This window comes from Paludisphaera sp. (assembly GCF_037189885.1).
In the GTDB taxonomy this organism is placed as follows: Bacteria; Planctomycetota; Planctomycetia; order Isosphaerales; family Isosphaeraceae; genus Paludisphaera.
Map to the genome: position 1 here is coordinate 1 of NZ_JBBCIR010000027.1, position 26,578 is coordinate 26,578.

The following is a 26,578-nucleotide window of genomic DNA, read 5'->3' on the forward strand; positions in this document are numbered from 1 at the left end:
CTCCCCTCGTGGGAGAAGGTGGCCGAAGGCCGGATGAGGGGGCGACCGGCGTGGCCATCCCCCGGCCCGCGAGGGATTACGAGCCGACGGCATTGGGTGGCGCGCCCCCTCATCCGCCCCTCCGGGGCACCTTATACCACGAGGGGGGTAGGGATGAGAGTCGGTGGCCGGGCCGTCACGTTTTCGACGGAGCACCACGAGGGGAGAAGGGGGAGATTCGCAGCCGGCGGCGTTCCCGAGGGAGGATCGGCCCCGACGTGCCGCCGCCGGATCAGTGTCGGGTCGTCAGCCCGGCGGGAGGGGGGACGAAATCGGGCCGCTGGCCCTCTGGATTGTCGGCCATGACGGGTCGGTGGGTTAGGGGACTATCTCCCGGCGCGCCAATCCGCATTTTCTTTCGAAAGCATGAAATCCCCGCCCCACCGCCGCGGATCATGCGGGAGTTCGATGATCGCGCTCCTTGAAAATTCGGAATCGGTTCAGGAAGCGAGGAGGGACCATGACGCCCTCGGTCGCAAGCCCGGGCGAGTGTCCTGAAGGCGCCAGTTCGAATCCAAGCCGCGCCGCCTTGCCATGATGGCTCGCGAGTCCGTGGGCTCGACAGTCGACCACGGAGCGCGGCGAAAAACGCAAGCGACTTCGACGAACGAAGCCAACTCGGTTTGAGTGCAATGCTGGTTCCGTAAATAAGTTGCGTCAATTGTGCCGTCGACGCGCGATGACGAACGAAGCCAACTTCGCGAGGCCGCCGGAGTCTCGCAACCGGGCAAGCGTCGCCCTATGCTGGAGGCCGCGCGTCGGCCGTTTCGTCGGCGCGGGCATCCTCCCTCCGGAGTGGCGAGATGAAGCGCGCGATCCTCGGGCTCGGCCTGGGCCTGTCCCTGCTGGCGACTTCCTTCGGCGAGGAACCCAGGAAGGAGGACAGGCCGAACCCGGACGCCCATTACAGCCTGGGGCCGGACTCGCTGCCGCGCGAGGGGGTGCCGAAGGGGGAGATTCGCGGGCCCTTCACCCTCCCGAGCGAAGCCTACCCCGGCACCCAGCACACCTACTGGGTCTACGTCCCCGCGCAGTATGACCCGTCGGTCCCGGCGGCGCTCATGGTCTTCCAGGACGGCCACGCCTTCATGGCCGACAACGGCGACGTGCGCGCCCACAACGTGATGGACAACCTGATCTACCGCCGCGAGATCCCGGTGATGATCGGCGTGTTCATCAACCCCGGACGCCGCCCCGACCAGCCCGAGCCCTCCGCCCGCGAGTGGGGCGACCGGACCACCAACCGCCCCACCGAGTACAACTCGCTCGACGATCGCTACGCCCGCGTGATCACCGAGGAACTCCTCCCGGCGCTCGAGAAGGATTACAACATCTCGAAGGATCCCGAGGCGCGCGGGATCGGCGGCTCCAGCTCGGGGGCGATCGCCGCGTTCACCGTCGCCTGGGAGCGGCCCGACCACTTCCGCAAGGTCCTCAGCAACATCGGCAGTTTCACCAACATCCGGGGCGGCCACGCCTACCCGGACATCATCCGCGCGGCCGACAGGAAGCCGATCCGCGTCTTCCTCTGCGACGGCCGCAACGACAATCGGGGCGTCCGCGACGGCAAGTACGACCCCGAATGGGACTGGTTCCTCCAGAACGTCAGGATGAAGGACGCCCTGACCGAGAAGGGCTATGACGTCAACTATTCCTGGGGCATGAACAACCACAACCAGAAGTTCGGCGGCGCCATCCTCCCGGAGATGATGCGCTGGCTCTGGCGCGACGGCCCCGTCTCCACCGACCCCGACGACGCCATCGAGCGCGACTTCCGTCGACCCAGTTCGGGCCGATAACCCGCAGCGCCCCGTCGCTCCATCTTCCAACTTCTATCAACTCCGGAGGCGAGAAAGGCCGATTCCCGTCACGTTCTCGCGCGGCGAAATCGGGGCGAATCTCCGCGCCGATTCCGCCCCGGCCAGGCGAGGGGCCACGGACTGGCCCCCCCGAGCGACGACAACGGAAGGGAATCCGATGTATTTCCGATCGCTGCAGGTCTTTCGGGGGCTGGCGGCCGTCGCCGTGGTCCTGTTCCACGTCAACTGCTATCTGGAATCGCTCTACAAGGCCCCCGACACCGTCTTCCGCGTCTTCACCGTCCACTTCGGGCTGGGGGCCTGGTTCTTCTTCTCGCTCAGCGGCTTCCTGATGGCCTACATGATCGACACCTCGCGCGACCAGTTCCTGCGCCGGCGTCTGATCCGCGTCTACCCGACGTTCTGGCTGGCCGTCGGGATGACCTTGCTGGCGAAGGTCGCCCTGTTCGGCGGGGTCACGAGCCGGCGGCTGTTCCACGCGTCGTCGCTGCTCCCGGTCGGGGGCAGGGCCGCCTACCCGCTGAGCGTCGAGTGGACGCTCATCTATGAGGTGTTCTTCTACTTCGTGTGCGCCGCGTTCGCCCTCGGGGCGCTCCATCGGCTGTTCCCGGCCTTCCTCGCCTGCTGGGGCGCGGCGATCGCGGTCGCGAACATCCGGTACGGCCACCCGAACGTCATCCTCCCCACAGCCGGCCAGATCCCGTTCTCGCTGTTCAACCTCCTGTTCATCATGGGGGGCCTGGGGTATTACGCCTTCAAGCGCCTCGATTCGACGGCCCGAGTCCGTCGCCTGCTCCTCGGCGTCGCGGGCGCCGGACTGGTGATCAACTACTGCCGGGGCGCCAGCGAGATCGTCGGCTATTCCGGGCTCGGCCTGAGCTTCACCGCCGCCATCCTTTGGGGGGCGCTTGGGGACCGTCGCGACAGGCCCGCCCCCGCCGGCACGTTCCTCGAAACCCTCGGCGACGCGTCTTACGGGCTCTACCTGGTCCACGTGCCGATCGTCACCATCTTCTTCGTCCTCGCGACCCAGAAGACGGGCCTGGCGTATCCGACGGCCGCCGGGGTGATCGCGACGATCCTCGCGCTCGTCGGCGGCTGGTGGTTCGGCAAGGTCGACGTCTCCTTGCAGAAGCACCTGAAGCGTCGCCTCGTCCGCCCTCGCGCGGCCGCCGCGGGCGAGACCCCCACCCCCCACGTCCGCCTCTGGCGGCGTCCGGTCGCGGCCCAGACGCCCGCGGAACCCCTGGCGAACTGACCGGCGGCCCGACTAGACTGTCCTTGGAGCAATCGCGGGGAGGGTCGTCATGTCCGTCGCATATCCGGACGCTTCCGAGGTCTCCATCCTGAATCGCATCCTGCGGCCGGACGCGCCGACGTTCTCCCCCGAGGCCGCGCGGGACATCCTGGCCCTGGACTTCGACGCGGCGGACAAGGATCGCATGCGCGAGTTGTCGGCCAAGGCCCGCGCTGGCTCCCTCACCCCCGAGGAAGACGCCGAGGCGGGCAAGTACGAGCTGGTCGGCCACCTGCTCAACGTGATGCAATCGAAGGCCCGCCGCTCCCTCAAGGCGCATGGCGACTCGGACGCCGAAGGGTCGGGGGGGCGTTGAGCCGCGTTGGCCGCGACCTTGAGAGCCTGGTGCGGCGTCGGGCCGGCGAGAGTTGCGAATATTGCCGGGTACCGCACTCGCGCGACCGGCTGCCCTTCGAGATCGACCACATCGTCGCCGAGGCCCATGGCGGCCCGACGAGGGCCGGCAACCTCTGCCTGTGTTGCTTCGCGTGCAATCGCCACAAGGGGCCGAACATCGCCGGGGTCGACCCCGACTCCGGGAAGATAGTCCCGTTGTACAATCCGCGTCGGCATAAGTGGTCGAGGCACTTCCGCTGGGACGGCCCCGTGATGGTGGGCCTGACGCCGACCGGTCGGGCCACCGTTCGCGTCCTCAAGATTAATCTCGACCATCGCGTCGGATTCCGGCGGGAGTTGATCGAGGAGGGCGTCTTCCCACCCGAATGAGGTCCCAGCCCCCCGGGCTCGTCCCGCGGGATGGTCCCCCACGGAACTTGCCGGTCGCGCCGGGCGTCGACTAGACTTGAGGTGGGCTCGGCGGCCGTCCCCGGAGCGGGGCGGCGCCGAGCGATCGACCACCTGGGGAGGCTCGCCGATGTCGAGACGGAGACGGATCTTTCTGGCCCTGGCCGCCGCGGCGGCCGTCTTCCCCCTCGGGTGGGCCGCGGGCTCGCTCCGGGCCGACAAGCCCAGGGACGAGATGATGGAGCTGTACGGCCTCTTCGTCGACGCGGTCGAGAAGGTCGAGGCGAACTACGTCCGCCCCGTGAACCGCAAGGAGCTGCTGGAGAGCGCCCTGGAGGGGATGCTTCAGAACCTGGACCAGCATTCGTCGTACATCAACATGGGCGAATGGCAGCAGTTCCGCAAGCAGATCGAGGGGAAGTTCGGCGGGATCGGCATCCAGGTCGGGATCGACTCCGACACCGGCCGTCTGCGGGTCATCGCCCCGATGGTCGGCACCCCGGCGTATCGGGGCGGCATCCTCGCCGGCGACCTGATCCTGGAGATCGACGGCCACTCCACCGAGGGGATGTCGTCGGACAAGGCCGTCGAGGCGCTGACCGGCCGGCCGGGCACGGACGTCGAGCTGAACGTCCTGCACGAGGGGGCCGACCAGCCCATCACGGTCAAGCTGACCCGGGCGATCATCGACGTCCCCAGCGTCATGGGCGAGGACCGGCGGAAGGACGGGAGCTGGGACTTCATGCTCGATAAGGAGCGGAAGATCGGCTACATCCGCGTCTCCAACTTCGTGCAGTCGTCCGGCGAGGACGTCCGCAAGGCGCTCGACGAGCTGAACGAGCAGGGCGCCAAGGGGCTGATCCTCGACCTCCGCGACGACCCGGGCGGGCTCCTCTCCGCCGCGGTGGAGGTAGCCGACCTGTTCCTCGCCGAGGGGGACATCGTCAGCACCAAGGGGAGGAACACGATCCCCAAGTCGTACGTCGCCCAGAAGGGCAGCCCTTATGAAGACCTGCCGATGGTGGTGCTGATCAACCAGAACTCGGCGTCGGCGTCCGAGATCGTCTCGGCCGCGCTCCAGGACCACGAGCGGGCCGCGATCGTGGGCCACCGCAGCTACGGCAAGGGCTCCGTCCAGAACATCATGGAGCTGCAGGACGGCAACAGCGTGCTGAAGCTGACCGTCGCCAGCTACCATCGCCCGTCCGGCGAGAACATCCACCGCTTCCGCGACGCCAAGGTGACCGACAAGTGGGGCGTCTCGCCCGACGAGGGGATGGAGGTCAAGCTGACCCCGACGGAGTACCGCGACTGGTTCCTCGCCCGTCGCGCCCGCGACCTCCCCGCCCTGACCAAGCTCGGCGCCCCCAAGGAGCCGGCCGAGGCCCCGCAATCGGACGCGGAGAAGGCCCAGGAGAACAAGGAGAAGTCCGAGACCAAGGACGTCCCCAAGGACGAGAAGCCCCCGACCGACCCGACCAAGCCCGAGCCCCCCAAGCTCGTCCCCCCGCCCGAGGACGCCCCGCCGTTCGTCGACAAGGTGCTCGACAAGGGCCTCGAGGTCCTCAAGTCCAAGATGGATGCCGCCGACGCCCCGCCTGCCGAGGAGAAGAAGGCGGCGTGACCTCGTGGCTCGCCGCCGAACCGCGCCCCCTCTCCCGCCGGGTGAGGGTGGCCCGGAGGGCCGGGTGAGGGTCGTCGGACGGTAGAGATAGCGGCGGTCGTATGACGTCCGGCACCGAGGCTAGATCCGCGCGGCGACGACCCTCGCCCGCCGCCGGCGCGGCCGCCCTCTCCCGGGGGGAGAGGGGCGAACTCCGCTCATACGAAAGCGAACGCCGTGATCCTGCTGGCCATCGAATCGACGTGCGACGAGACGGGCGCGGCCGTGCTGGAGGGGGAGCCCGCCCCGGGGGCGGGGGTGCCTCGGGTGCTGTCGAGCGTGGTCTCCTCGCAGGTCGGGCTGCATCGTCGGTTCGGCGGGGTCGTGCCGGAGATCGCCTCCCGGGCGCACGTCCGCCAGGTCGTGCCGATGATCGACGAGGCCCTGAAGCGGGCCGGCCTGACGCTGGCGGACGTCGGCGCGGTCGCCGTGGCGACGCGGCCGGGGCTGGTCGGGGCGCTGGTGGTCGGCCTGACGGCCGCCAAGTCGCTCGCGCTGGCACTGAACGTCCCCCTGGTGACGGTCGACCACCTTGAGGGGCACCTCTACGCCTGCCAGCTCGCCCACCCCGACCGCGAGGTCTATCCGTGCGTCGGCCTGGTCGTCTCCGGCGGCCATTCGAGCCTGTACGCGTGCCGGGGCCCGCTCGACTGCGAGCCGCTCGGCGGCACGATCGACGACGCGGCCGGCGAGGCGTTCGACAAGGTCGCCAGCCTGCTGAACCTGGGCTACCCCGGCGGCCCCGAGATCGAGAAGGCGGCGAGGGCCGGCAACCCGAAGGCTTACGCCTTCCCCCGGACGTTCCTCCGGGACCCCCGGCTGGCGTTCAGCTTCTCCGGGCTCAAGACGGCCGTCCTCTACGCCCTGCGCGGCCCGAACGAGGAGCGCGGGGCCGTCCAGCCGACCCCGGAGCAGACGGCGGATCTCGCCGCGAGCTTCCAGGAGGCGGTGGTCGACGTTCTGGTCGCGAAGGCCCGCCAGGCGCTGGAGCGGACCGGCATGAGGCGGCTGGGGGTCGGCGGCGGGGTGGCCGCCAACGCGCGGTTCCGCGGGAAGCTGACGGCGGCGATGGACGAGATGGGGGTGGAGACGTTCATCCCCCCCCTGTCCCTCTGCACCGACAACGCCGCCATGGCCGGCGTCGCCCTGCTCAAGCTGGGGGCGGGCGACGTGGCCGACCTCGACGTGGACGTGACCGCCGGCCTGGTCCGCCCGAAGCGGACCGGCTGACGCCCGCGTCGGGGATCACGAAGGCGGCCTCCGGTTCGGCCCGGCGCCCCGGGCGGGGGCGTGCATGCCGCGATAGGCGTTCTGCTGCTGGTCGAGCGACCGGCGGCGGTCGAGCGCCTGCGCCTGGCCGGCGGGGATCGCCGAGGCGGGGAGGTGCGGGCCCTGGCGGTCGGGGCTCGGGGCGTGGGGGTGCGAACGCATGGGGGCGGCCTCCCGGTGGGTCGACGGGGCGGCTTGCGGGTCCGATCCGGGGAGCGGGCTTTCCTCGGGGCCGTCGAGGGCCGACAATATCGGCGAGGATTGCCCAGTTTGGCATCCCGGCCGGGGCGACGACGGGCGAGACCTGGCGACCTCCGCGACGCGAACCACGATGCAAGCCGATGGACGTCGATGAACACGCGACCGAAGTGGGAACGTATCCAGGGTATCGTCCTCGACGCCGTCGGGACTTTAATCGAGCCGACCCCTCCCGTGGCGGTCGCCTACGCGCGGGCCGCCGAGCGCCAGGGCGTGACGCTGGATCCCGGCGTGGTCCGGGGGCGGTTCCGCGAGGCGTTCCGGGCCGACCTGGTCCAGGGCTCCGACGGCCCGCTCTCGACCGACGAGGGGGTGGAAGGCCGCCGCTGGCGCGAGATCGTCGCGCGGGCCCTGCCGGAGGTCCCCGACCCGTCGCGGGCGTTCGACGAGCTGTGGGATCACTTCGCCCGGCCCGAGAACTGGCGGGCCTTCCCCGACGTCCCCCCCGCCCTGGCGGCGATCCACGAGGCCGGGCTGCGGGTCTGCATCGGGTCGAACTTCGACTCCCGGCTGCACGGGGTCGTCGCCGGGCTCCCCGAGCTGGCCAGCCTGGTCGACGCGATCGTGGTCTCGTCGGAGGTCGGGTACCGCAAGCCGCACGAGTCGTTCTTCCGCGCGGTGTGCGAGCGCCTGGGGCTCCCCCCCGACCGCGTGGTCTCGGTGGGGGACGATTTCGAGAACGACGTCGCCGGGGCGCGGCGGGCGGGGCTTTACGCGGTGGCCCTCAGCCGGCCCGGCGAGGCGCCCGTGGACGGCCCGAGCGTCCCCGACCTCGCGGCGTTGGCGGGCCTTCGCCGGGCGGAACCCTGAAGTTCGACGGGTCGTCTGGACGATGGACGAGGTAGGCCGTCCGTAGGGGGCGGCCCGAGGCCCCCCACGGGGCCCGACTCGGCTTGTCGGCCGGGGCGAGTTGGATTAGATTCCCGCACGGCCGGGATGGCCGACGACGAATCGGGACGGTTCGCGGGTCCCCGAGGAAACGGATTTCCAGAGGCCGGACGGAAGCTCCCCCCGATTCGTCACCATGGTCCTGGTCTGCTCCTTTCAGGGAAGAAAGGAATCGCCAGTGGTCGCAACGGTCGAACAGCTCGCGGCCTTGGTCAGCGGACGCCTCGTCGGCGACGGCAACGTCGCCATCCGCTCGGCGCGTCCGGTCGACGAGGCGGGCCCCGGCGACATCACGTTCATCGAGAACGAGCGCTACGCCAAGCTCCTGCGCACATCCCCCGCCTCGGCCGCGATCGTCGGGCCGCACTTCCGATCGAGGCGAACGCCGATGAAGGACGACCTTGCCGTGATCGAGGTCGACGACCCCATCGCCGCCTTCATCGCCGTGCGGAACCACCTGTCCGGCGGGAGCAAGGCGCGATGGACCGGGGTCCATCCGCAGGCGTGGGTCGCGCCCACGGCCAAGCTCGGCAAGGACGTCGCCGTCTACCCGTTCGCCTACGTCGGCGACGAGGCGGAGGTCGGCGACGGCTGCACCATCCACCCCGGCGCGGTGATCGGCGACCGGGCCAGGCTCGGGCGCGAGTGCGTCATCCATCCCAACGTCGTCCTCTACCCGGACGTCGCGCTGGAGGACCGCGTCGAGGTCCACTCCGGGACGGTGCTCGGGGCCGACGGCTTCGGCTATCGCCAGGTGGACGGCCGGCACGTCAAGGTCCCCCACACCGGCAAGCTGGAGGTCGGATCCGACGTGGAGATCGGCGCCAACTGCACGATCGACCGCGCCACCTTCGAGGCGACCCGGATCGGCGAGGGGACCAAGATCGACAACCTCGTGATGATCGGCCACAACAACCAGATCGGCCGCCACAACCTCCTGTGCGCCCAGGTCGGGATCGCCGGGAGCTGCAAGACGGGCGACTACGTCGTCATGGCCGGGCAGGCGGGGATCAAGGACAAGACGACCATCGGCGACGGCGTGGTGGTCGGCGCCCAGGCGGGCGTCCACCGCAACATCCCCAGCGGCCAGCAGGTGCTCGGCTCGCCGGCGATCCCCGTCCGCGAGCAGCGCCGGCTGTTCCAGATGATCGCCCGGCTCCCCGACATGCACAACAAGCTCCGCGAGCTGACCGCCCAGATCGAGGCCCTCTCGGCGCTCCTGCCGATGACCCCCAGCCACGACGGGACCGTCGGCTTCGGCGACGCGGCGGACGACGCCGACCCCGCCGGATTCTGACAGGAAGCCCCGATCGAACCATGGAGGCCGACGTGCCGCTCCTGGAAACGTCCCGACGCCTGGGCCGCCTCCGCCAGCCGGCCCCGCCATCGCCGTCGTCGTCCGCCCCCGCCCGCCCGGTGATCGGGCTCCTGGCCGGCAACGGCCGGTTCCCGATCCACTTCGCCGAGGCCGCGCGGCGGCAGGGGTACGACGTCGCCTGCGTGGGGATCCGGTATGAGGCCGAGGAGCGGCTCCGCGACCTCTGCGCCCAGTTCGAGGTCGTCCCCGTCGCCAGGATGGGCCGGATGATCCGGACCTTCCGCCGCATGGGCGTCACCGAGATCGTCATGGCGGGCAAGGTCACCAAGAACGTGATCTACACCCCCATGCGCTGGCTGAGCCTCTGCCCCGACCTGCGGACGATCCAGTGGTGGTATCGCCGCGACCGCGCCGACAATCGCGACGACTCGCTCCTGCTCTCCGTGATCGCCGAATTCGAGAGGGACGGCATGACCTTCACCTCCGCGCTGGACTACGCCCCGGAACTGCTCGTCAAGGAAGGGCTGCTCACCCGCCGCCCGCCGACCCCCGCCGAGAAGGAAGACATCGCCTTCGGCTGGACGATGGCCAAGGAGATGGGCCGGCTGGACGTCGGCCAGTCGGTCGCCGTGAAGGAGAAGGCCACGCTGGCCATCGAGGCGATCGAGGGGACCGACCTCTGCATCGAGCGCGCCGGCGTCCTCTGCCGCGCCGGCGGCTGGACGCTGGTGAAGGTCGCCAAGCCGCAGCAGGACATGCGGTTCGACGTCCCCACCGTCGGCGTCACCACCATCGAGAACCTGCGCAAGGCCAAGGCCCGCGTCCTGGCGATCGAGGCCGGCAAGACCATCGTCGTCGACCAACCCGAGGTCGTCGCCCTGGCCGACCGCTACGGCATCACGATCATCGCCGTCCACGACGGCGCCGCGGCCTGAGCCGGCCGGTCGACCTCATTGCCCTGCGGTCGTTATAATGACGCGGGGAGGCGAGACATGGCGACCGCGACGACCACGACGGCCCTGAATCGGATGCTCGAACCGCTGAGCCGCTCCCTGAGCGTCGAGGCGGCCCGCGCGATCGTCGCGCTGGAGTTCGACGAGACGCTCCAGGCGCGCATCGAGGAACTGGCCGACCTCTGCAACGAGGGCCGGCTGACCCCCGAGGAACGGGCCGAGTATGACGGCTACGTCGAGGGTGCCGAGATCGTCGCGCTCCTGAAGCTCAAGGCCCGCCGCCTCCTCGCCGACCGCGTCGGCGCGTGATCGATTCCACGACGCGTGCACTCGTCCGTGGCCGAGCCGGCGAGCGGTACGAGTACTGCCTCATCCGTCAGGAATTCGCGGAGACCCGTCATCACGTCGAGCATATCCGAGCCCGCCAGCACGGCGGCGATGACGACCCGTCCAACCTGGCCCTCGCCTGCATCCACTGCAACAGCCACAAGGGGCCCAATCTCGCGAGGATCGACCCCGTCGACGGTATCCTTACCCCCTGTTCAATCCCAGGCGAGACGACTGGGCCCGCCATTTCGAAGCACGCGGGGCGTTGATAGTCGGCCTCACGCCCACCGGACGCGCCACCGTCCACGTTCTGGCGATGAACGCGCGTCATCGACTTGAGGTCCGCGAGGAACTGGTCGCGATCGGCCAGTTCCCTTGACGGCCGACATCGCCCCTCCCCCTGGCGGGCGCGGAACTCGAACGGAGCCGCACGCTCGTCCGCGCTATTGAACCGCCACCTGGTTTTTTAGGTGAACCCCCTTGATCCCCCGCGGTGCGCGACTTATCGTTCACCTAACTTAATAAGTCAGGTGACGGGCGGAAGGGGGTGAATGGTGTCGGAAGCGGAGCCCAGCCCGAGGGAGCTGGACGTGTTGAAGGCGCTCTGGGAGTTGGGTTCCGGGAGCGTGCGCGAGGTGCATCGGACGATGTGCCCCGGGGGGGAGCTGGCCTTCAACACGGTTCAGACGGTCCTGCGGATCATGGAGACGAAGGGGCTGGTGCGGCACCGCGCCGAGGGCCGGACCTTCGTGTACGAGCCCACCCACGGGCGCGATTGGGTGGCTTCGCGGCTGCTGGAACGGGTCTTCGACGGGGCGCTCGACCAGGCGGTCCTCAGCCTCTTGAAGGCGAAGGACGCCAGCGAACGAGAGCTGCGCGAGCTGGAGGAGATCATCGCCGCGGCCCGGAAGCGCAAGGCGTCCGGGGACGGCGCTCGGGAGGGCTCGTGATATGGGATGGAGCGCCTTCACCTGGGACCGGCCGGCGGACGTCGCCGTCGGGGGCCTGATCGTCCTAACGCTGGGGGCCGTCGCGGTGCGGCTCAGCCGGCAGCCCGTCCGTCGGATTCGGCTCGTCCTCTGGAGCCTCGTCGGGGCCGCGGCGCTGCCGATCCTCGCCGCGTCGCCGATCACGCCGCGATGGTCGATCCCCGTCCTGCCTGGGGAAGCCGAGCCTCGCCCGATCGCCGTCGAGCCCCCCCGCCCCGCGACGCCATTACATCCCCCGGCGATCGCGACGGCTGATGGGCCGACCGCTCCCCCGTCCGTCGAATCGCGGAAGGTCGACCCGCCCCCCGCCCCCTCGCCGATCGTCCCCGCCGCGCGGCGGGAGCCGTGGACGCCGGCCGCGCTCCTGGCCGGGGCCTACGCGGCGGGCGCGGCGGGGATGGTCGCGTGGTGGCTGCTGGGGCAAGCGGCGTTCGCGCGGCTGGTCCGCTCGTCGCGGCCGGCGTCGGGCGCGGCGCGGGAGGCGTTGCGCGAGATCGCGGGGCCCGGGGCGGATCGCGTCCGGCTGCTGGAGGGCGAGCGGGTCGCCTCGCCCTGCACGAACACCTGGATCCGCCCGGTGATCCTGCTTCCGTCGAGCCTCGCCGCCGGCGACGACACCGAGGCGCTCCGCTACGCGCTGGCGCACGAATGGTCGCACGTCGAGCGCCGCGACGCCTGGGCCTGGAACCTCGCCGCCCTGCTGGGCCTGGCCTTGTTCCATCAGCCCCTGTTCTGGTGGCTGCGGCGACGGCTGCGGCTCGCCCAGGACGAACTCGCCGACGCCCGCGCCGCCGCGGCGGGCTCGGCCGAGGGCTACGCCGCGTTCCTCGTCCGGATCGCCCGCTCCCGCGACGCCGGGCCGCCGTGGCCCGCGCTCGGGATCGGGGAGCGTCGCTCGGAGTTGTATCGGAGGGTCCTCATGGTCGTGCAACCTCGCGAACCGCTGGAAGCCCGATGCCGGCCCGCCTGGAGCCTGGCCGTCGCCGCGATCGCCGCCGTCATCGCCCTGGCCGCCTCGGGCGTCCATCTCGACGCCATGGCGCAAGAGTCCGAGAACCCGCCCGACGTCGCCAGTAAGGCCGAGGGGGAGGCGCTCCACCACAACGGCGTCGTGAAGGACAAGGACACCGGCGCGCCGATCGCCGGGGCCGAGGTCACGGTGCGGCGATCCCTCCTGACCGCCCGCGGCAACCGCGTGGTCGAGGAGACGCATCACAAGACCGCCGCCGACGGGACCTACGAGTTCACCATCCCCCCCGATCAGGCGTCCGAGCGTTATATGTACATCGAGCTGGACGTGGCGCATCCCGATTACGCCCCGCGCTCCGGCTTCGGCTACTCGCTGTCGATGATCCGGAAGAACATCGGGCTGGGCGAGCGGCCGTTCTTCGAATCGGTCGAGTTGCGGCCGGCGCGACCGATCACCGGGAAGGTCGAGACGCCCGAGGGCGAGCCGGCGGCCGGCGTGGACCTCCTGGCCTATTCCACGACGGACAAGGCCTTCGAGTACGGCTCGTTCGCCCGCGCCACGACCGACGCCGACGGCTCCTTCCGCATCCCGATCACCACCCCGGGCAAGGGCGTCCTGTGGATCCTGCCGAAGGACTTCGCCCCCGAATCGCGCGAGCTGCTCGACGGCCGTCGCGGGGACCTGGGGACGTTCCGCCTCAAGCCGGGCGTCCGGCTCACGGGGACGGCGCTCGACATCGACGGCAAGCCGGTTGCGGGGATGCTGGTCCAGGCCCGTCGCGAGGATGCGCCGGTCGCCGGCCTGCCGGTCTCCGACGCGGTCGAGCGGACGACCGAGACCGACGCCCAGGGGCGCTTCGCGTTCGACCCCCTACCAGCGGGCGCGTATCACGTCGCCCCGACCGACTTCGACTCCCGCGCCAAACGGTCCGAGGGCTGGGAGCCGCGAGAGGTCCCGGGGGTCTTCCTGCCCATCAAGGTGACGATCGCCGACGGCCAACCCCCCGCGCCGCTGGAGATGCGCGAATCGCCCCACGTCGTCCTTGAGGGGGGCTGGGTCGATAGCCAGGGCCGGCCTAGCCGGGGATGGGCCTGCATCGTCTCGGGGACATACGTCGGCGAACAGAGCTGGTTCGACGAGGCCCGCCCCGGCGACGACGGCCGGTTCTCCCTCAAGGTCCCGCGCGGGCTCGTCGGGACGACCGTCCAGATCATGACGAACGAGCACGCCTCGGCCCGATACCGCGTCGGCAAGGACGCCCCGCTGACCGAGGGGCGGAGCGTCGTGCTGGGGACGCTCGACCATGACGTGAAGGACCTTGAGATCGTCCGCTACGTCGCCCCGTTGATCCTGATCGACGCCCGAACGAAGGACGGGGAACAGATCGAGGGCTTCAAGGCCGAGGCGGAATACACCGGCGACCATCCCGACGGCGAGAAGAGGGTCGATCTCTCCGGCGGGCGTCGCGAGACCGAGGCGATCCAGGACGAGCAGAACGACGGCCGCTATCGCACCTCGCAACTCCTGCCCGACCGCGAGGTCAAGGTGTCGGTCTCGGCCAAAGGCTTCAAGCCGGCCGAACGCACGATGAAGCTCGCCGAGGGCACGACCGAGGAGGCGACGTTCGTCCTGGAGCCCAGGTGACGACGCCTTGATCCGGGCCGGTCCTCCCCGCGCGGGCGAGGGCCGGCCCGCGGTCGTCGGGGGTGTCGTTCCGGGCGTCGCGGACGGCTATGATGGTCGAGCATCGCGCGCCGACGTGACCTCTCCCTGGGGCGCGCCTGGTCAAGATCGACCCCCCGGAGGACGCCCATGCTTCGCATCCGCGAAATGGCCGCGACGCTCGCCGTCGCCGGCCTGTTCGGCCTCGTCTCCTTCTCGCAAACCTGGGCGCAGGCCCCGGCCCCCACACCGACGCCCCCCGCCGCCGAGGCCGAGACGAAGGCCGAGCCGGAGAAGAAGCCCGACCCGATCGCGCTCATCAAGGAGGAGGGCGAGGAGCGGTCGCGGGTGATGGAGACGCTGGAGACGCTCACCGACGTCATCGGCCCGCGCCTCAGCGGGTCGCCGGCGCTGAAGCGGGCCAACGAGTGGACCCGCGACCGGATGGCCGAGTGGGGCATGGAGAACGCCCGCCTGGAAGCCTGGGGGCCGTTCGGCCGGGGATGGACGCTCAAGCGGTTCTCGGCGCAGGTGGTCGAGCCCCAGTGCATCCCGCTGATCGCCCTCCCCAAGGCTTGGTCCCCCGCGCTCGACGGCACCCTGACGGCCGACGTCGTCCACTTCGACGCGAAGTCCGAGGCCGATTTCGAGAAGTACAAGGGGAAGCTCAAGGGCGCGATCGTCCTGATCGGTCCCCCGATCGAGGTCCCCGCCCGCTTCGAGCCGCTGGCCCGACGCAAGACCGACAAGCAACTGCTCGACCTGGCCGACGCCCCCGATCCCAACGTCCCCCGCGCCGATCGGCCGCGCCAGGCGCCGGCCCGCCCCGCCCGGCCGCGAGTGGATCTGCCCGGCATGCGGCAGAAGTTCCTCGCCGACGAGGGCGCTGCGCTCCTGATCGAGCCCAGCCGCAACGGCGACGGCGGAACGCTGTTCGTCCAGTCGGCGAGCGTCGTCCCGTCGGCCGACGAGGGCGAAGGCGAGGGCCAACCGCCGAAGCGACTCCGGGCCTGGGACAAGGAGGCCCGCGTGATCCCGCAACTGGTGATGGCCAAGGAGCACTACAACCGCCTCGTCCGCATGCTCGCCGCCGGCGAGAAGCCGAGGATGGCCGTCGACCTGGCCGTCGAGTTCCAGGATGAGGATATGAACTGCTACAACACCGTCGCCGAGATCCCGGGGACCGACCTCAAGGACGAGGTCGTCATGCTCGGCGGCCACCTCGACTCCTGGCACGGCGGCACCGGCGCGACCGACAACGCCGCCGGCTGCGCCGCGGCGATGGAGGCCGCTCGGATCATCAAGGCGCTGGACCTCAAGCCCCGCCGCACGATCCGCGTCGCCCTTTGGACCGGCGAGGAACAGGGGATCTTCGGGTCCAAGGCCTACGTCGACGAGCACTTCCGCAAGCGCTCCGCGGGCTTCGGCGAGCCCCCTTCCGAGGCCGACGACGCGGAGGCGACGAAGCCGGAATACGACAAGCTCTCAGGCTACTTCAACCTCGACAACGGAACGGGTCGGATCCGCGGCGTCTACCTCCAGGGGAACGAGGCCGTCCGGCCGATCTTCCGCGAGTGGCTCCGGCCGTTCCGCGACATGGGCGCGCAGACCCTCTCGATGGCCAACACCGGCGGCACCGACCATCTCCCGTTCGACGCCGTCGGCCTCCCCGGGTTCCAGTTCATCCAGGACGAGATCGAGTACGGCACCCGGACGCACCACTCCAACATGGACGTCTACGACCGCGCCCAGGCCGACGACCTGAGGCAGGCCAGCATCATCATGGCCGCGTTCGTCTACAACACCGCCATGATGGACGAGAAGCTCCCCCGCAAGCCCGCCCCGGTCCGGCCCGAGGGGCGGCCTTCGGAGGCCGCCGGAAATTGACGACAGCGCCCAACCCCTTCCCCCCTGGTGGGGGAAGGTGGCCCGGAGGGCCGGATGAGGGGGGGACGAGCGAGGTAGCCTCTGGAATTCGCGGCCGGCTTCCCGGGCGCCAGCCTGGGCCTTGCTACGAGTTCCGCAACCCAGCGGGCGGGCTCCCCCTCATCTGACTCCTACGGAGTCTGTCTTCCCCCTCCAGGGGGGAAGACCGTCATCCTCGTCGGTCTCACACCCCGGCGCCCGGCCGGCCGATGACCTCGCGGTTCTGGCCGCGGGCCTGGCGGGCGGTGATGGCGTTGACGGCGTTGAGGTACGCCAGGGCCGACGCCTCGATGATGTCGGTGGAGGCGGCGCGGCCGCGGAAGCTGGCGTCGGCGCTCTCCACGGCCAGCTCCAGCGTCACCTCGCCCTGGGCGTCCTTCCCCTGAGTCACGCTCCTCACGACGAACTCGTGCAGGTCGGCGTGGACGCCGGTGACGCGCTCGACCGCCTTGAAGATGGCGTCGACCGGGCCGTCGCCGATCGCCGCGTCGCGCACGATCTCGCCGTCCGGGCGCTGGATGGCGACGGTGGCCGTCGGGAGCAGGTCGGTGCCGGCCGTGGTGTGCAGGCTGATCAGCTTCCACGAGGCCGGGACGTCGCCCAGCTGCCGGTCGATCAGCACGGCCAGGTCGTCGTCGTAGACTTCCTTCTTCTTGTCGGCCAGCGCCTTGAAGTCGTTGAAGACGGCCTCGACCTGCTCGTCGGTCAGGGTGTAGCCCATCTCGGCCACCCGGTCGCGGAGGGCGTGGCGGCCGGAGTGCTTGCCCAGCACCAGGTCGGTCTGCGGGACGCCGACGTCCTCCGGACGCATGATCTCGTAAGTCGATCGGTTCTTGAGCATGCCGTCCTGGTGGATGCCCGACTCGTGGGCGAAGGCGTTGCGGCCGACGATCGCCTTGTTCCGCTGCACGGCCAGCCCGGTGATGGTGGTGAGCATCCGGCTCACGGGGTACAGCCGCTCGGTCTTCACGGCGGTGTCGACGCCGAACTCGCCGCGGTGGGTCTTGATCGCCATGACGATCTCCTCCAGCGCCGCGTTGCCGGCCCGCTCGCCGATGCCGTTGATGGTGCATTCCACCTGCCGGGCGCCGGCCCGCACGCCGGCCAGGCTGTTCGCCACGGCCAGCCCCAGGTCGTCGTGGCAGTGCGTGCTGATGACGGCCTGGCCGATGTTCGGCACATTCGCCGCCAGGTCGGCGATCATCGCGCCGTACTGGTGGGGCAGCAGGTAGCCGACGGTGTCCGGGATGTTCACCGTGGTCGCGCCCGCCTCGATGACGGCCTGGATCACCTCGCGCAGGAACTCGGGCTCGGTGCGGCCGGCGTCCTCCGGGCTGAACTCGACGTCCGGGCAGGCGGCGACCGCCCGCCTCACCCCGGCGACGGCCCGCTCGACCACCTGCTCGCGGCTCATCCGCAGCTTGTGCTCGCGATGGATCGGCGAGGTCGCCAGGAAGACGTGGATCCGCGGCCTCTGGGCGAAGCGGACGGCCTCCCACGCGCGGTCGATGTCGCGGTCGTTGCAGCGGGCCAGGCCGCAGACCGTGGAGCCGGCGACCTCCGCGGCGATGGCCCGGACCGACTCGAAGTCGCCGACCGAGGCGATCGGGAACCCGGCCTCGATCACGTCGACCCCGAGCCCGGCGAGCGCCCGCGCCAGCTCCAGCTTCTCCGCCAGGTTCATGCTCGCGCCCGGCGACTGCTCGCCGTCGCGGAGGGTGGTGTCGAAGATCCGCACGCGGTCGCGATCTTGGGCCGGGCTCGACATCGGATCGGCGCTCATGGTCGGCTCGTTCCTCGGGTTCGGGGGCGGCGGGGATCCGCCGCGATGGCTTCCTTCAAGTTTACGACGCCCGGGGGCTCGCCCGCAAAGGCGGACGGCGGGGCCGAGGGGCCGGGCGGCGGGTTCGGGGGGGCGTAGACCAAAAAAAGAACCCCGAAGTCCACCGTCTGGGTGGTCCTCGGGGTTCCGTTGTTCGCTTCCCGGTCGAAGCTGGCCGGCCCTAGGACGATCCACCCTGACGGCCCGTAAGGCCCAGGAGGAGGAGGTCGAGGCTGGCGAGCGACGGGGACATTCGAGCGGCTCCGGTTCGGGGGCGGCCGGACATGGCGGCCCAGGCGCATCCTAGGCGACGATGGCCATCGCGGTCAAGGGGGACGCCGGCGGGCTTCGCCTTTCCCCCGGGAAAAATTTTCGGAAACCTGAAATCCCTGTTCTCTCGCCGTGGACTGTATTGAGAGATCGTGGATCCCGCTCCTTGACATCCCGGTATCGGTACGACGAGCGAGACAAGCCCGCCGCGCGGCATGCGCCGCCATCGCGGAGGCTTGGCCTTCGCGAAGCCATGCGGACGGCGGACATCTGGTCACGCGCGGCCGTGACTCCCCCGACAGCTCCCATGCCGGCGACCGGCAACGGCGACGAATCGCGCATTCGAAAATGACGAACGAAGCCAACTCGTTTCGCGTGCAAGTCGCCATCTATTCAGGAGTTGCGGTTAATGTCAGGGGGTCGCGCGATGACGAACGAACCCAACGGCGGGCGGCTCGTCGCGTGACGGCCGGCGGCCGGTTAAGTGACTTGGCGATGCGTCAGGCGGCGCGGCGGCGACGGCTGGCTGCGCGGCATGCGCCAAGGCCCGAGAGTCCGACCGCCAGGGCGATGATCGAGGCGGGGTCCGGGACCGCCGAACGGCCGTAAACCAGGTTGCGCCCCTCGGCCGAGAGCGTGTAGCCAAGGTCCTCCAGGATCGCGACGTCCAAGGCCGAAAGCTCGTAGCGGATCGACCGCGAGACGACCCCGTTCATCACATCGTTGACCAGATCCGAGCCGGGACGGCCCGAGGCGCTGGAGTTCCCGACGTGCGAGAAGTTCCCGAAGGTCAGCGGCACGGGCTGGCCGCCGTGCGCGTGCATCGCGGCGTCGCCGGTGAAGTAGAGATTGCCGCCGAGCATCGAGGTGTGGGCGTCGAACGTCGTTTGGTAGGGCGAGCCGTTGAAGATCGGCAGGCGGCCCGAGTTCTCGCGGTAGGAGGCGAATCCCAGGATGTGGCCGATCTCGTGCATGAAGACGTAGTGGGAATCGATCTTGCCCGCCGGCGGGGGGCTGGGGGACCCGGGGGCGGGGTTCCACCAGATCATGTTCGTCAGCCAGTTCAACCCGATGTTGAACACGGCGTCGTACGCGCCGAAATTAATGTCCTCGCCCGTCGTCAGCTTGATGATCGCGCCGACCTCGTAGGTCGCGACCCCGCCGATCACCGAATCGAACCTATGGGAGAGGTTGCCGGCGCTGGCGGTCGACTCGCTGGTGAAGTTCAACTGGATCTGGAGGGTCACCGGCTCGGTCTCGATGTATCGGCCCCAGGCGGCGGCCGCGTCGCGCATCGCGTCCCGGATGCGATCGTGGTAGGCGGCGTTGGTCCCGCCGGGATCCTGGAATGTAACGTTGACATCAAGGCCGGCGCGGGCGTGCGAGGCGGTTAACGAGGCGCAGAAATAGACAAAAAAGATGTTTCTAATTCCAAGCTTATTTGCCATGGGGCTGTCGTCGTCTCTGGTACGGCACTTGGGAGGTTGGGATCGAAAGCGGATGGTGATGATAACAACGGAGATGGCGATTGCAATGGCGCGCCAGGGGGTACAGCCTGGCCGCGCCAGCTTTTGGCGATATTTACGAAGTTTCGTCCATCTCGGCAAGCAGCCGTGGCGACGCTCCGGGGCGGACGAGCCCGACGCGTGGCGACCCGCCGCCGCGTCGTCGCCGCGGCCCGCTTGACGCCGTCGACGGGGCGCCTTAAACTCGAACGCTTGCCGTAACGTGGGCTCGCCACGCCCCGCGGGGCCCTCGCGCCGCCGCCCGGGCAACCTCCTTTTTTCGTAAGCGGCTGAGGACGGAAAGTTTATGCCGAGGAAGAAGTTCGGACGCAACCGCAAGAACCGCTGCCGTTTTTGCACCAAAGAGGGTTGCCCCCGCCCGGCCTATGTCGACTACAAGGACATCGGCCTGCTGAAGAAGCTCTGCACCAACCAGAGCAAGATGTTCTCCCGCAAGCGGAGCGGGAGCTGCGCCGCGTTCCAGCGGGCCTCCAGCGCCGCCGTCAAGCGGGCGCGGTTCATGGCCCTGCTGCCCTACGTCGGCGAGTGAGCCCGGCCTCGAACGGCGGCGGGCGACGGCGACGCCGGCCCGCCCTCACCGTTCAACCCCCGATGTACGGGGCGTAGAACGCCTTGAATCGCCGTTCGATCTCGTCGATCGGGATGCCGAGGCGGTCCTCCAGGGATCGCCCCGCCCCTCGCTTGATCCGCCCGCGGTACGCGTCCCGGACGTAGTCCAGGAACGGCTCGCGGAGCGCGCCCTCCTCGCCCTGCATCAGGAAGACGGCCAGGGCCATCGCCTGCTGATAGTTGACGTGGATCCGCGCCTCGCGGTTGAACGCCGCCTGGTTCTGTCGCAGGAAGTCCTCCAACGGCAGGAACTTTCGCGCGCCGAGCGACCTCGCCGCCTCGACCAGCCGCGCGCCCACGAGCCCGCCGACCTCCAACGCTCCGTCGTCCAGCGGAGTGACGGTCTCGAAGTAGGTCCCGAGCCCCTCGAAGACCCAGTAGTCGCCGGCGTTGCTCAGGTACGCGTTGGGGCCGGCCGACTCGAAGAGGAGTTGGTGCGAGACCTCGTGATGGAGGGTCGCCTCGACGGGGAGCTGGCCGTCGACGTCCCGGAAGAAGTAGGCCGGGCGACGGTTCCCCTTGCCGGGCCCGCGCGGGTCGTAATATCCGAGGCTGTCGGAGCCGACGCTCTCGCCCGCGATGGGACGCAGGCGTTCGCGGTACTCGTCGCGGTCGGCGTAGTAGATCACCTGATGCGGCCGGTAGTTGGCGTCGGGCTGGAGCGTGGGGGACTTGAACCGACGCGCGAGCGGCAGGTCGTCGCCGATGGCGTCGGCCATGACGGTGAAGAACAGGTCATGGAACGCCTCGAGCCGACGCCCGAACGAGATGGCCTCCGCGAGCGGCACGTCGGCCCGGATCTCGAAGTGCTCGGTGTTGATCCGCCAGGGGTTGCGCCAGGTGGATCGGAGCCCGTCGGCCTCGGCCGCCGGAAGCCAGGTGGTCGGCTTCCCGCGGACGTAGGGGGCCGGCAGCTCGCCCAACTCCAGCCGCGCGACCCAGTCTTCCGGCACCCAGCCGTAAGTGGGATGGGCGACGTTCCCCGCCTTGAGCTGGCCCACGGCGAAGGGCCTGGCCCAACCCCCTTCGTGCGGGACGTAGCCCAGCAGCCGCCGCGTTTCGGCGTGGTCGGGGAGGCGGTCGAGGGCCTCGCGTAGCGCCACGGCCGCGCGTCCCATGTGGGGCGGCCGCGCGTCGGCCGCCTTCCGCGCCAGCTCGAAGAACGATTCGCCGACGGGCTCGCGGATCGCGGCGATCGCGTCCCGCCAGGAGTCCTCGGCGGCCGGGGGCTTGGGCCGCGGCGCGACGACATCCGGCAGCGGGGCGACGCGCGTGCCTGGGCCGTCAACCGGCCTGGGAAGGAGCTTGCGGACCTCCTCGGCCCCATCGCCCTCGTGTTCCTCGGTCAGTCGATCGGCCAGGGCCTTGAGCGCCTCGGCCTCCGCGGCGATCAGCGACCGGGATTCATCCGCCAGGGCTCGGCCGACGTCGTCGCCGGTGGTCGGGGGCGGGACCTGGATCGTCAGGGCCAGGGCGACGAGTAGCGTCGAGGTCATGACGGCGGGGCTCCGGGGGGAAGGGACGCGGGGCCGAAGCGCGGACGGCCCCTCGCCCATTATGCCGCGCGGGGGAAGACGACGCCGGGTTGGGCTGGACGCCCCGGGCGCGTCCCCGCACAATGCCGGCGCGGCGGGTGGTCCGCGGCGTCGGGACGAACCTATCCAGGGAGGGCGGAAGATGATCGCGAAGCGTCCGGGGATGGGGGCCGCGCTCGGGTTGGCGGTCGGCGTGGGGCTGGGCGCCTGGCTCGCCGGCGGGGCCCCGCGGCCGATGCACGCCGGGGGGGGCGATCGGTCGGGCGAGTCGATCCTCGCGACCGGCCCCGTCGCCGTCCGATACGACGAGGGGACGAAGGTCCAGATCCCGGAGGAAGCCCTCTACTACCTGGACTACAAGGCGGGGAGGCTCCGCGCGACGATCCCCAGCTTCCGCGCCACGGCCGCCGGGTCCACCCGCCATCTGGACGCCTTCTGCGAGCGCGACCTCGTCGCCGACTTCCAGCTCGACGTCGACAACGGGCCGAAGCCCCGGTTCCTGATGACGACCGGGCAGCTCGGCACGATGGGGACCGGCTGGGCGCCCCTGTTCGTGATCGAGACGATGTCCGGGAAGGCGGCCGTCTACCGCGTCCAGCAGGTGTTCGGCGTGCGTAACCAGATCCGGCTCGACCTGCTCCAGGTGCGGAGCGTCGAGCCGGACGAGCCCACGACCACGGCCGCCAGCGGCCTCCCCGGCCTCCCCGCAACCCGCTGATCGCCCGGGCGTCAGTTGGGCTGGCCGAGCCCGGCCGTCGGGGCGACCGCGCCGCCGATCGGCCGCGAGCCGGCCTGACCTTCGGCCGGCGCGGCGTCGCCGGTCGGGGCCTCCGCGCCGCCGGCGTCCTCCATGATGGGCCCCTCGCCGAAGGGGCGGGCCTCCTGCTTGTCGAGCAGCCAGCGGCCACGCGGGTCGAAGAGCTGGACCCGCATGTACTGGTTGCCGGTCTTCCCGTAGGTGCCGTAGGGGTCGCGGCCCCCGTGGCCGTACCGCGCGAAGATGTCGCCGGTGGTGTACTGGAAGAAGCCGAGCCAGCCGTGGTCGATCCCGAAGCCGAACGGCGGCTTCGTGTTGTAGTCGATGTAGCCGAAGATCTTCTTGTGCACCGGCGCGGCGTGGAACGCCAGCAGGATGATCGAGAACGTGACGACCGTGGTGGCGAACGCGAAGGCCAGCCGGGTGACCTGGTAGACCGGGTTGGGAAACTTCACCATCACCGGCGCGAGCGATTCGGTCGCCAGCCTCAGCACGAAGACCGACGCGCAGAAGATGAGCATCATCGCCAACATATCCGAGAAGCCCCAGCCGATCCCGGTCGAGTCGATGAGGTCGGCCAGGGGCTCGAAGAAGTTGAACGCGATCAGGCCGCCGAACAGGACGTTGAAGAACATCAGCGCGGTGCCCCAGGCCCCCTCGCTCGTCAGGACGTAGGTCATGAAGAGCATCAGGGCGACCAGGAGCGTGTCGAGCAGGGCCGGAGGCATGAGGAGGTTCCCGTGGGGCTGAGGTCGGCGGCGGGCGCGGGTCCGTCGGGTTCGCGGGGCCGGGTCACTTGACGACGCGGAGCAGCTCCTCGATGGAGGTGCGGCCCTGGATCACCTGGCGGAGGCCGTCCTCCTGGAGGTAGATCATGCCGCCGCGGCGGGCCTCGGCCTTGATCTTGGTCAGCGAGGGGTTCTCGCGGAGCATCTCGCGGATCGGCTCGGTGATGACCAGCAGCTCGAAGATCCCGGCGCGGCCGAAGTAGCCGGTGCCGCCGCACTGGGGGCAGACCTGCTCGGGGTTCTCGGGCCGGCGGTAGAAGACGTCGACCTTGTCGGCCGGGAGGTTGGCCTTCTTGAGGAACTCGGGCTTCGGCTTGTACGGCTCCTTGCAGGCGTCGCAGAGGAGGCGGACGAGCCGCTGCCCCAGCACCGCGGAGAGGGCCGAGGCGATCATGAACGGCTCGACCCCCAGGTCGAGCAGCCGGAACAGCGCCGTGACCGCGTCGTTGGAGTGGACCGTGGAGAAGACCATGTGGCCGGTGTTGGCCGCCTGGCAGGCGATGTTGGCCGTCTCCTGGTCGCGGACCTCGCCGATCATGATGACGTCGGGGTCCTGCCGGAGGATCGACCGCAGGCTGGTGGCGAAGGTCTGCCCCGACTTGGTGTTCACCTCCATCTGGGTGACGTTGTCGAGGTGGTACTCGATCGGGTCCTCGACCGTGATGATGTTCCGCTGGTAGCGGTCGATCTCGCGGAGGGCCGCGTAGAGCGTGGTCGACTTGCCGGAGCCGGTCGGCCCGCAGACCAGGAACATGCCGTGCGGCTGGGTGACCAGGCTGCGCGTCTGCTCCACCAGCTTCGGCCGCATCCCCAGGTCTTCCAGCTTGGTGATGCCGGCCGAGTTGTCCAGGATTCGCATGACGAGCTTCTCGCCCGCCTTCGACCCCGAGGTGGCGACGCGGAAGTCCAGGTCGCGGCCCGAGAGCTTGGCGGCGAACGAGCCGTCCTGCGGCTTGCGCTTCTCGGAGATGTCCATCGCCGAGAGCGTCTTGAAGATGTTGATCACCGCGTCGCCGGTCGACCGGTCGAACGGCTCGGCCGAGTGCAGGATGCCGTCGATGCGGTAGCGGACCGAGAGCTGGTCGGTGGTCGGCTCCAGGTGGATGTCGGTCGAGCGGCGGAGGACGGCGTCATACACCAGCTCCTTCGCGGCCATGAAGTTGGGCGACTCCTCGGCGCGGCGGACCCGGTCGGGGTCCTCCTTGGCGCCCGACCCGGACGACTTGCCGACGAAGGTGATCGGCGGCCCGGCGCGGTCGATGGACCCGGTGTTCTTGTTGAAGATGGGCCGCATCCCCAGCCTGGCCAGCAGGTCGTTGGTCACCTCCCCGAGGTGGTAGGGGGTCAGGACCTTCTGGTCGTCCGCGACGGTCTGGTTGCGGATGAAGACGTAGGTGAGGATCGGGACGAAATAGCCCAGCAGCAGGAGCGTCATCCCGACGGGGTAGATCGGGATCGAGAAGACCATCACCAGGCCGAGGACGCCCGAGAAGAAGACGACCGAGTTCCAGGTTTCGGCCTTGGGGTTGTTCAGCTCCCGCCCGTCGTCCTCCACCCAGCCGGTGGTGCGCACCCAAAGCAGGTAGATCAGGACGACCGGGATGAACTTGTAGAGGTTCAGGTAGAACCCCGGCCCGCGTTCGGAGGCCGGCGCGGCGGAGGCGCCGGCGTCGACGGCCTGGGCGAGCAGCGGCGCGAAGCCCAGCGGGTCGGACGCGTCGGCCCCCGCGGCGACGCCGAGCGTCCCGATCAGAAAGGTCGACGTCGCGAGGGCCAGGGACGGGCGGATCATTGAAGACCTTTCTTGGCTGCGAGGCCCGGCGGGCGATCGGGCGCGGGGCGTCCATCGGGGGCGCGGCGGGGGCGTCGGCGGCGCGGCCGCGCGACGATCCCGGGCCCCCGATCGGCGACGAACCTCGCGCCGGGGACGTCGGGCCGGGGCCGCGGGCGGGCTCCGCCGGGGCGGCCTCGGCGCGTGGGAACCGTTATAGGATACCAGGCTGGTTGATGGTAATCCCCTTGAGCGCCATTTTCAAAGACTCGGGCTGCGGCGCCACCTCGAACGCGACGGCGCGCTCGATCTTCTCGGCGACGACGAGCTGGCGCAGGCTCTCGGTGAAGTCCATCATCCCCTCGCCCATCCCGATCCGGATGGCGTCGCCCAGCTTCGTGTCCTCCTCGTTGAGGATCAGCTTCTTGACCGTCGGGTTCATCCGCATGATCTCGTTGGTCGGGACGCGGGTCACCCCCTTGTCGGCCCACTCCTTGGTCGTCGGCAGCAGCTTCTGCGCGACGATCGCCTTCAGGTTGAAGGCCAGCGACTGCCGCAGCGACGAGTGCATGTCGCGCGGGAACAGGTCGAGAAGGCGGCCGATGGTCGACGGGGCCGTGCCGGCGTGGATCGTCCCGAAGACGAGGTGCCCGGTCTCGGCGGCGTGCATGGCCGCGTTGAACGTCTCCCGGTCCCGCAGCTCGCCCACCAGGATGATGTCCGGGTCCTGCCGCACCGCGTGCTTCAGCGCGATGTCCCAGTCCAGCACGTCGATGCCGACCTCGCGCTGGTTGATGATCGACTTGTCGTCCTTGTAGGTGTATTCGATCGGGTCCTCGACCGTCACGATGTGCATCCGCTCGCGCTCGTTGACGTACTGGAGCATCGAGGCGATCGAGGTCGATTTCCCGGAGCCGGTCACGCCGGCGAAGATGATGATCCCCTGGTCGTACTGCGTGATGTCGGCCAGGACCGGCGGCAGGTGGAGCTGCTCGAACGTCGGGATCTTGTTGCTCACGCGCCGGGCCACCAGGCTGAGCCGGCCGCGCGCCTTGAACAGGTTGACGCGGAACCGCGTCTCCACGTCGCCGTCCACGATGATATGGGCGAAGTCGACCCCCCCTTCCTCGTCGAGGATCCCGCGCTGGCGGGGGTTGAGGAGCGGGAACATCAGCCGCTCCATGTCGGCCTCGGTGAGCGGCGCCAGCTGCATCTGGCGCAGGACGCCGGCCAGCCGCATCGACGGCGCCAGGCCGACCTTGAGGTGGAGGTCCGACCCCTGATACTTGATGCACATGCGAAACAGCTTGTTCGCCTCCGGCTCGTTGGCCGGCGCATCGGTTCGGGCTTGGACGGCGGTGGACATGGGCTCTCCTC

22 protein-coding genes are annotated in these 26,578 nt (G+C 70.0%); 15 read left to right on the forward strand and 7 right to left on the reverse strand.

The genetic code is table 11. The features are described 5' to 3' along the window. The first annotated feature begins 842 nt into the window (after nucleotides 1-842). The 6 genes from WG209_RS10180 (at nucleotide 843) to tsaD (ending at nucleotide 6,793) form a co-directional block, all read left to right on the forward strand. Nucleotides 843-1,838: an alpha/beta hydrolase-fold protein gene (locus WG209_RS10180; RefSeq protein WP_337174925.1), complete on the forward strand. Its 996-nt coding sequence runs from the start codon at nucleotides 843-845 to the stop codon at nucleotides 1,836-1,838. A gap of 178 nt (nucleotides 1,839-2,016) precedes the next feature. Then, the gene (locus WG209_RS10185; RefSeq protein ID WP_337174926.1) at nucleotides 2,017-3,117 is read left to right on the forward strand and encodes an acyltransferase; all 1,101 of its coding nucleotides are present in this window, start codon (nucleotides 2,017-2,019) and stop codon (nucleotides 3,115-3,117) included. A gap of 49 nt (nucleotides 3,118-3,166) precedes the next feature. Further along, nucleotides 3,167-3,472, forward strand: a complete 306-nt coding sequence (locus WG209_RS10190; protein ID WP_337174927.1) for a hypothetical protein — start codon at nucleotides 3,167-3,169, stop codon at nucleotides 3,470-3,472. Further along, nucleotides 3,469-3,882, forward strand: a complete 414-nt coding sequence (locus WG209_RS10195; protein ID WP_337174928.1) for an HNH endonuclease — start codon at nucleotides 3,469-3,471, stop codon at nucleotides 3,880-3,882. The genes WG209_RS10190 and WG209_RS10195 overlap by 4 nt, the downstream gene beginning before the upstream one ends. Nucleotides 3,883-4,030: 148 nt before the next feature. After that, complete coding sequence (locus tag WG209_RS10200; protein ID WP_337174929.1) at nucleotides 4,031-5,524, forward strand: S41 family peptidase; 1,494 nt, start codon at nucleotides 4,031-4,033, stop codon at nucleotides 5,522-5,524. Between the two features lie 216 nt (nucleotides 5,525-5,740). Beyond that, nucleotides 5,741-6,793, forward strand: coding sequence for a tRNA (adenosine(37)-N6)-threonylcarbamoyltransferase complex transferase subunit TsaD (tsaD, locus tag WG209_RS10205; protein WP_337174930.1), 1,053 nt, complete (start codon nucleotides 5,741-5,743; stop codon nucleotides 6,791-6,793). Nucleotides 6,794-6,808: 15 nt separating this feature from the next. Here the strand turns inward: tsaD and WG209_RS10210 are convergent, their stop codons facing one another. After that, nucleotides 6,809-6,994 (reverse strand): hypothetical protein, encoded by a 186-nt coding sequence (locus WG209_RS10210; RefSeq protein ID WP_337174931.1) that lies wholly within the window; start codon nucleotides 6,992-6,994, stop codon nucleotides 6,809-6,811. Nucleotides 6,995-7,183: 189 nt separating this feature from the next. Between WG209_RS10210 and WG209_RS10215 the strand changes: the two genes are divergently transcribed. The 7 genes from WG209_RS10215 to WG209_RS10245 all read left to right on the forward strand — a co-directional run bounded on the left by WG209_RS10215 (nucleotide 7,184) and on the right by WG209_RS10245 (nucleotide 16,084). Further along, entirely contained in the window at nucleotides 7,184-7,900 is a 717-nt protein-coding gene (locus tag WG209_RS10215; RefSeq protein ID WP_337174932.1) for an HAD-IA family hydrolase, read from the forward strand. 256 nt (nucleotides 7,901-8,156) lie between these two features. After that, entirely contained in the window at nucleotides 8,157-9,275 is a 1,119-nt protein-coding gene (gene lpxD, locus WG209_RS10220) for a UDP-3-O-(3-hydroxymyristoyl)glucosamine N-acyltransferase (RefSeq protein ID WP_337174933.1), read from the forward strand. Between the two features lie 32 nt (nucleotides 9,276-9,307). Continuing rightward, complete coding sequence (gene lpxI / locus WG209_RS10225; protein WP_337174934.1) at nucleotides 9,308-10,231, forward strand: UDP-2,3-diacylglucosamine diphosphatase LpxI; 924 nt, start codon at nucleotides 9,308-9,310, stop codon at nucleotides 10,229-10,231. A 57-nt stretch (nucleotides 10,232-10,288) separates the two neighbouring features. Continuing rightward, nucleotides 10,289-10,558, forward strand: a complete 270-nt coding sequence (locus tag WG209_RS10230; RefSeq protein ID WP_337174935.1) for a hypothetical protein — start codon at nucleotides 10,289-10,291, stop codon at nucleotides 10,556-10,558. Nucleotides 10,559-11,127: 569 nt separating this feature from the next. Beyond that, the gene (locus WG209_RS10235) at nucleotides 11,128-11,526 is read left to right on the forward strand and encodes a BlaI/MecI/CopY family transcriptional regulator (RefSeq protein ID WP_337174936.1); all 399 of its coding nucleotides are present in this window, start codon (nucleotides 11,128-11,130) and stop codon (nucleotides 11,524-11,526) included. 1 nt (nucleotide 11,527) lies between these two features. After that, on the forward strand, nucleotides 11,528-14,179 hold the full coding sequence (locus WG209_RS10240; RefSeq protein WP_337174937.1) for a M56 family metallopeptidase: 2,652 nt from the start codon (nucleotides 11,528-11,530) through the stop codon (nucleotides 14,177-14,179). Between the two features lie 168 nt (nucleotides 14,180-14,347). Beyond that, nucleotides 14,348-16,084, forward strand: coding sequence for a M20/M25/M40 family metallo-hydrolase (locus WG209_RS10245; protein ID WP_337174938.1), 1,737 nt, complete (start codon nucleotides 14,348-14,350; stop codon nucleotides 16,082-16,084). Nucleotides 16,085-16,307: 223 nt separating this feature from the next. On the opposite strand, the gene WG209_RS10250 is transcribed toward WG209_RS10245, so the two are convergent. Continuing rightward, nucleotides 16,308-17,906 carry a 2-isopropylmalate synthase gene (locus WG209_RS10250; RefSeq protein ID WP_337174939.1) on the reverse strand — a complete coding sequence of 533 codons (1,599 nt, stop codon included), beginning with the start codon at nucleotides 17,904-17,906 and terminating at the stop codon, nucleotides 16,308-16,310. 809 nt (nucleotides 17,907-18,715) lie between these two features. Continuing rightward, a complete protein-coding gene (locus WG209_RS10255; RefSeq protein WP_337174940.1) occupies nucleotides 18,716-19,663 on the reverse strand; it encodes a hypothetical protein in 948 nt (315 codons plus the stop codon). A gap of 364 nt (nucleotides 19,664-20,027) precedes the next feature. Here WG209_RS10255 and rpsR point away from each other — a divergent pair, with 364 nt between their 5' ends. Then, nucleotides 20,028-20,270 (forward strand): 30S ribosomal protein S18, encoded by a 243-nt coding sequence (gene rpsR / locus WG209_RS10260; RefSeq protein WP_337174941.1) that lies wholly within the window; start codon nucleotides 20,028-20,030, stop codon nucleotides 20,268-20,270. Nucleotides 20,271-20,322: 52 nt separating this feature from the next. Here the strand turns inward: rpsR and WG209_RS10265 are convergent, their stop codons facing one another. After that, nucleotides 20,323-21,846 carry a DUF1570 domain-containing protein gene (locus WG209_RS10265; protein ID WP_337174942.1) on the reverse strand — a complete coding sequence of 508 codons (1,524 nt, stop codon included), beginning with the start codon at nucleotides 21,844-21,846 and terminating at the stop codon, nucleotides 20,323-20,325. Nucleotides 21,847-22,027: 181 nt separating this feature from the next. On the opposite strand from WG209_RS10265, the gene WG209_RS10270 reads away from it, so the two are divergent. After that, nucleotides 22,028-22,603: a hypothetical protein gene (locus WG209_RS10270; RefSeq protein ID WP_337174943.1), complete on the forward strand. Its 576-nt coding sequence runs from the start codon at nucleotides 22,028-22,030 to the stop codon at nucleotides 22,601-22,603. Between the two features lie 11 nt (nucleotides 22,604-22,614). Here WG209_RS10270 and WG209_RS10275 read toward each other — a convergent pair whose 3' ends face one another. The 3 genes from WG209_RS10275 to WG209_RS10285 all read right to left on the reverse strand — a co-directional run bounded on the left by WG209_RS10275 (nucleotide 22,615) and on the right by WG209_RS10285 (nucleotide 26,567). After that, the gene (locus WG209_RS10275; RefSeq protein ID WP_337174944.1) at nucleotides 22,615-23,370 is read right to left on the reverse strand and encodes a hypothetical protein; all 756 of its coding nucleotides are present in this window, start codon (nucleotides 23,368-23,370) and stop codon (nucleotides 22,615-22,617) included. A 64-nt stretch (nucleotides 23,371-23,434) separates the two neighbouring features. Then, nucleotides 23,435-25,222 carry a GspE/PulE family protein gene (locus tag WG209_RS10280; protein ID WP_337174945.1) on the reverse strand — a complete coding sequence of 596 codons (1,788 nt, stop codon included), beginning with the start codon at nucleotides 25,220-25,222 and terminating at the stop codon, nucleotides 23,435-23,437. Between the two features lie 193 nt (nucleotides 25,223-25,415). Then, a complete protein-coding gene (locus tag WG209_RS10285; protein ID WP_337174946.1) occupies nucleotides 25,416-26,567 on the reverse strand; it encodes a PilT/PilU family type 4a pilus ATPase in 1,152 nt (383 codons plus the stop codon). Nucleotides 26,568-26,578 lie beyond the last annotated feature (11 nt).

Coding starts and splice junctions, on each gene's coding strand:
- WG209_RS10250 (WP_337174939.1), bottom strand. CDS start 17,906: ATGAGCGCCGATCCGATGTCGAGCCCGGCCCAAGATCGCGACCGCGTG.
- WG209_RS10230 (WP_337174935.1), top strand. CDS start 10,289: ATGGCGACCGCGACGACCACGACGGCCCTGAATCGGATGCTCGAACCG.
- WG209_RS10275 (WP_337174944.1), bottom strand. CDS start 23,370: ATGCCTCCGGCCCTGCTCGACACGCTCCTGGTCGCCCTGATGCTCTTC.
- WG209_RS10265 (WP_337174942.1), bottom strand. CDS start 21,846: ATGACCTCGACGCTACTCGTCGCCCTGGCCCTGACGATCCAGGTCCCG.
- WG209_RS10280 (WP_337174945.1), bottom strand. CDS start 25,222: ATGATCCGCCCGTCCCTGGCCCTCGCGACGTCGACCTTTCTGATCGGG.
- rpsR (WP_337174941.1), top strand. CDS start 20,028: ATGCCGAGGAAGAAGTTCGGACGCAACCGCAAGAACCGCTGCCGTTTT.
- WG209_RS10245 (WP_337174938.1), top strand. CDS start 14,348: ATGCTTCGCATCCGCGAAATGGCCGCGACGCTCGCCGTCGCCGGCCTG.
- WG209_RS10190 (WP_337174927.1), top strand. CDS start 3,167: ATGTCCGTCGCATATCCGGACGCTTCCGAGGTCTCCATCCTGAATCGC.
- WG209_RS10240 (WP_337174937.1), top strand. CDS start 11,528: ATGGGATGGAGCGCCTTCACCTGGGACCGGCCGGCGGACGTCGCCGTC.
- WG209_RS10270 (WP_337174943.1), top strand. CDS start 22,028: ATGATCGCGAAGCGTCCGGGGATGGGGGCCGCGCTCGGGTTGGCGGTC.
- WG209_RS10215 (WP_337174932.1), top strand. CDS start 7,184: ATGAACACGCGACCGAAGTGGGAACGTATCCAGGGTATCGTCCTCGAC.
- WG209_RS10210 (WP_337174931.1), bottom strand. CDS start 6,994: ATGCGTTCGCACCCCCACGCCCCGAGCCCCGACCGCCAGGGCCCGCAC.
- WG209_RS10200 (WP_337174929.1), top strand. CDS start 4,031: ATGTCGAGACGGAGACGGATCTTTCTGGCCCTGGCCGCCGCGGCGGCC.
- WG209_RS10255 (WP_337174940.1), bottom strand. CDS start 19,663: ATGGCAAATAAGCTTGGAATTAGAAACATCTTTTTTGTCTATTTCTGC.
- WG209_RS10185 (WP_337174926.1), top strand. CDS start 2,017: ATGTATTTCCGATCGCTGCAGGTCTTTCGGGGGCTGGCGGCCGTCGCC.
- WG209_RS10235 (WP_337174936.1), top strand. CDS start 11,128: ATGGTGTCGGAAGCGGAGCCCAGCCCGAGGGAGCTGGACGTGTTGAAG.
- WG209_RS10180 (WP_337174925.1), top strand. CDS start 843: ATGAAGCGCGCGATCCTCGGGCTCGGCCTGGGCCTGTCCCTGCTGGCG.
- WG209_RS10285 (WP_337174946.1), bottom strand. CDS start 26,567: ATGTCCACCGCCGTCCAAGCCCGAACCGATGCGCCGGCCAACGAGCCG.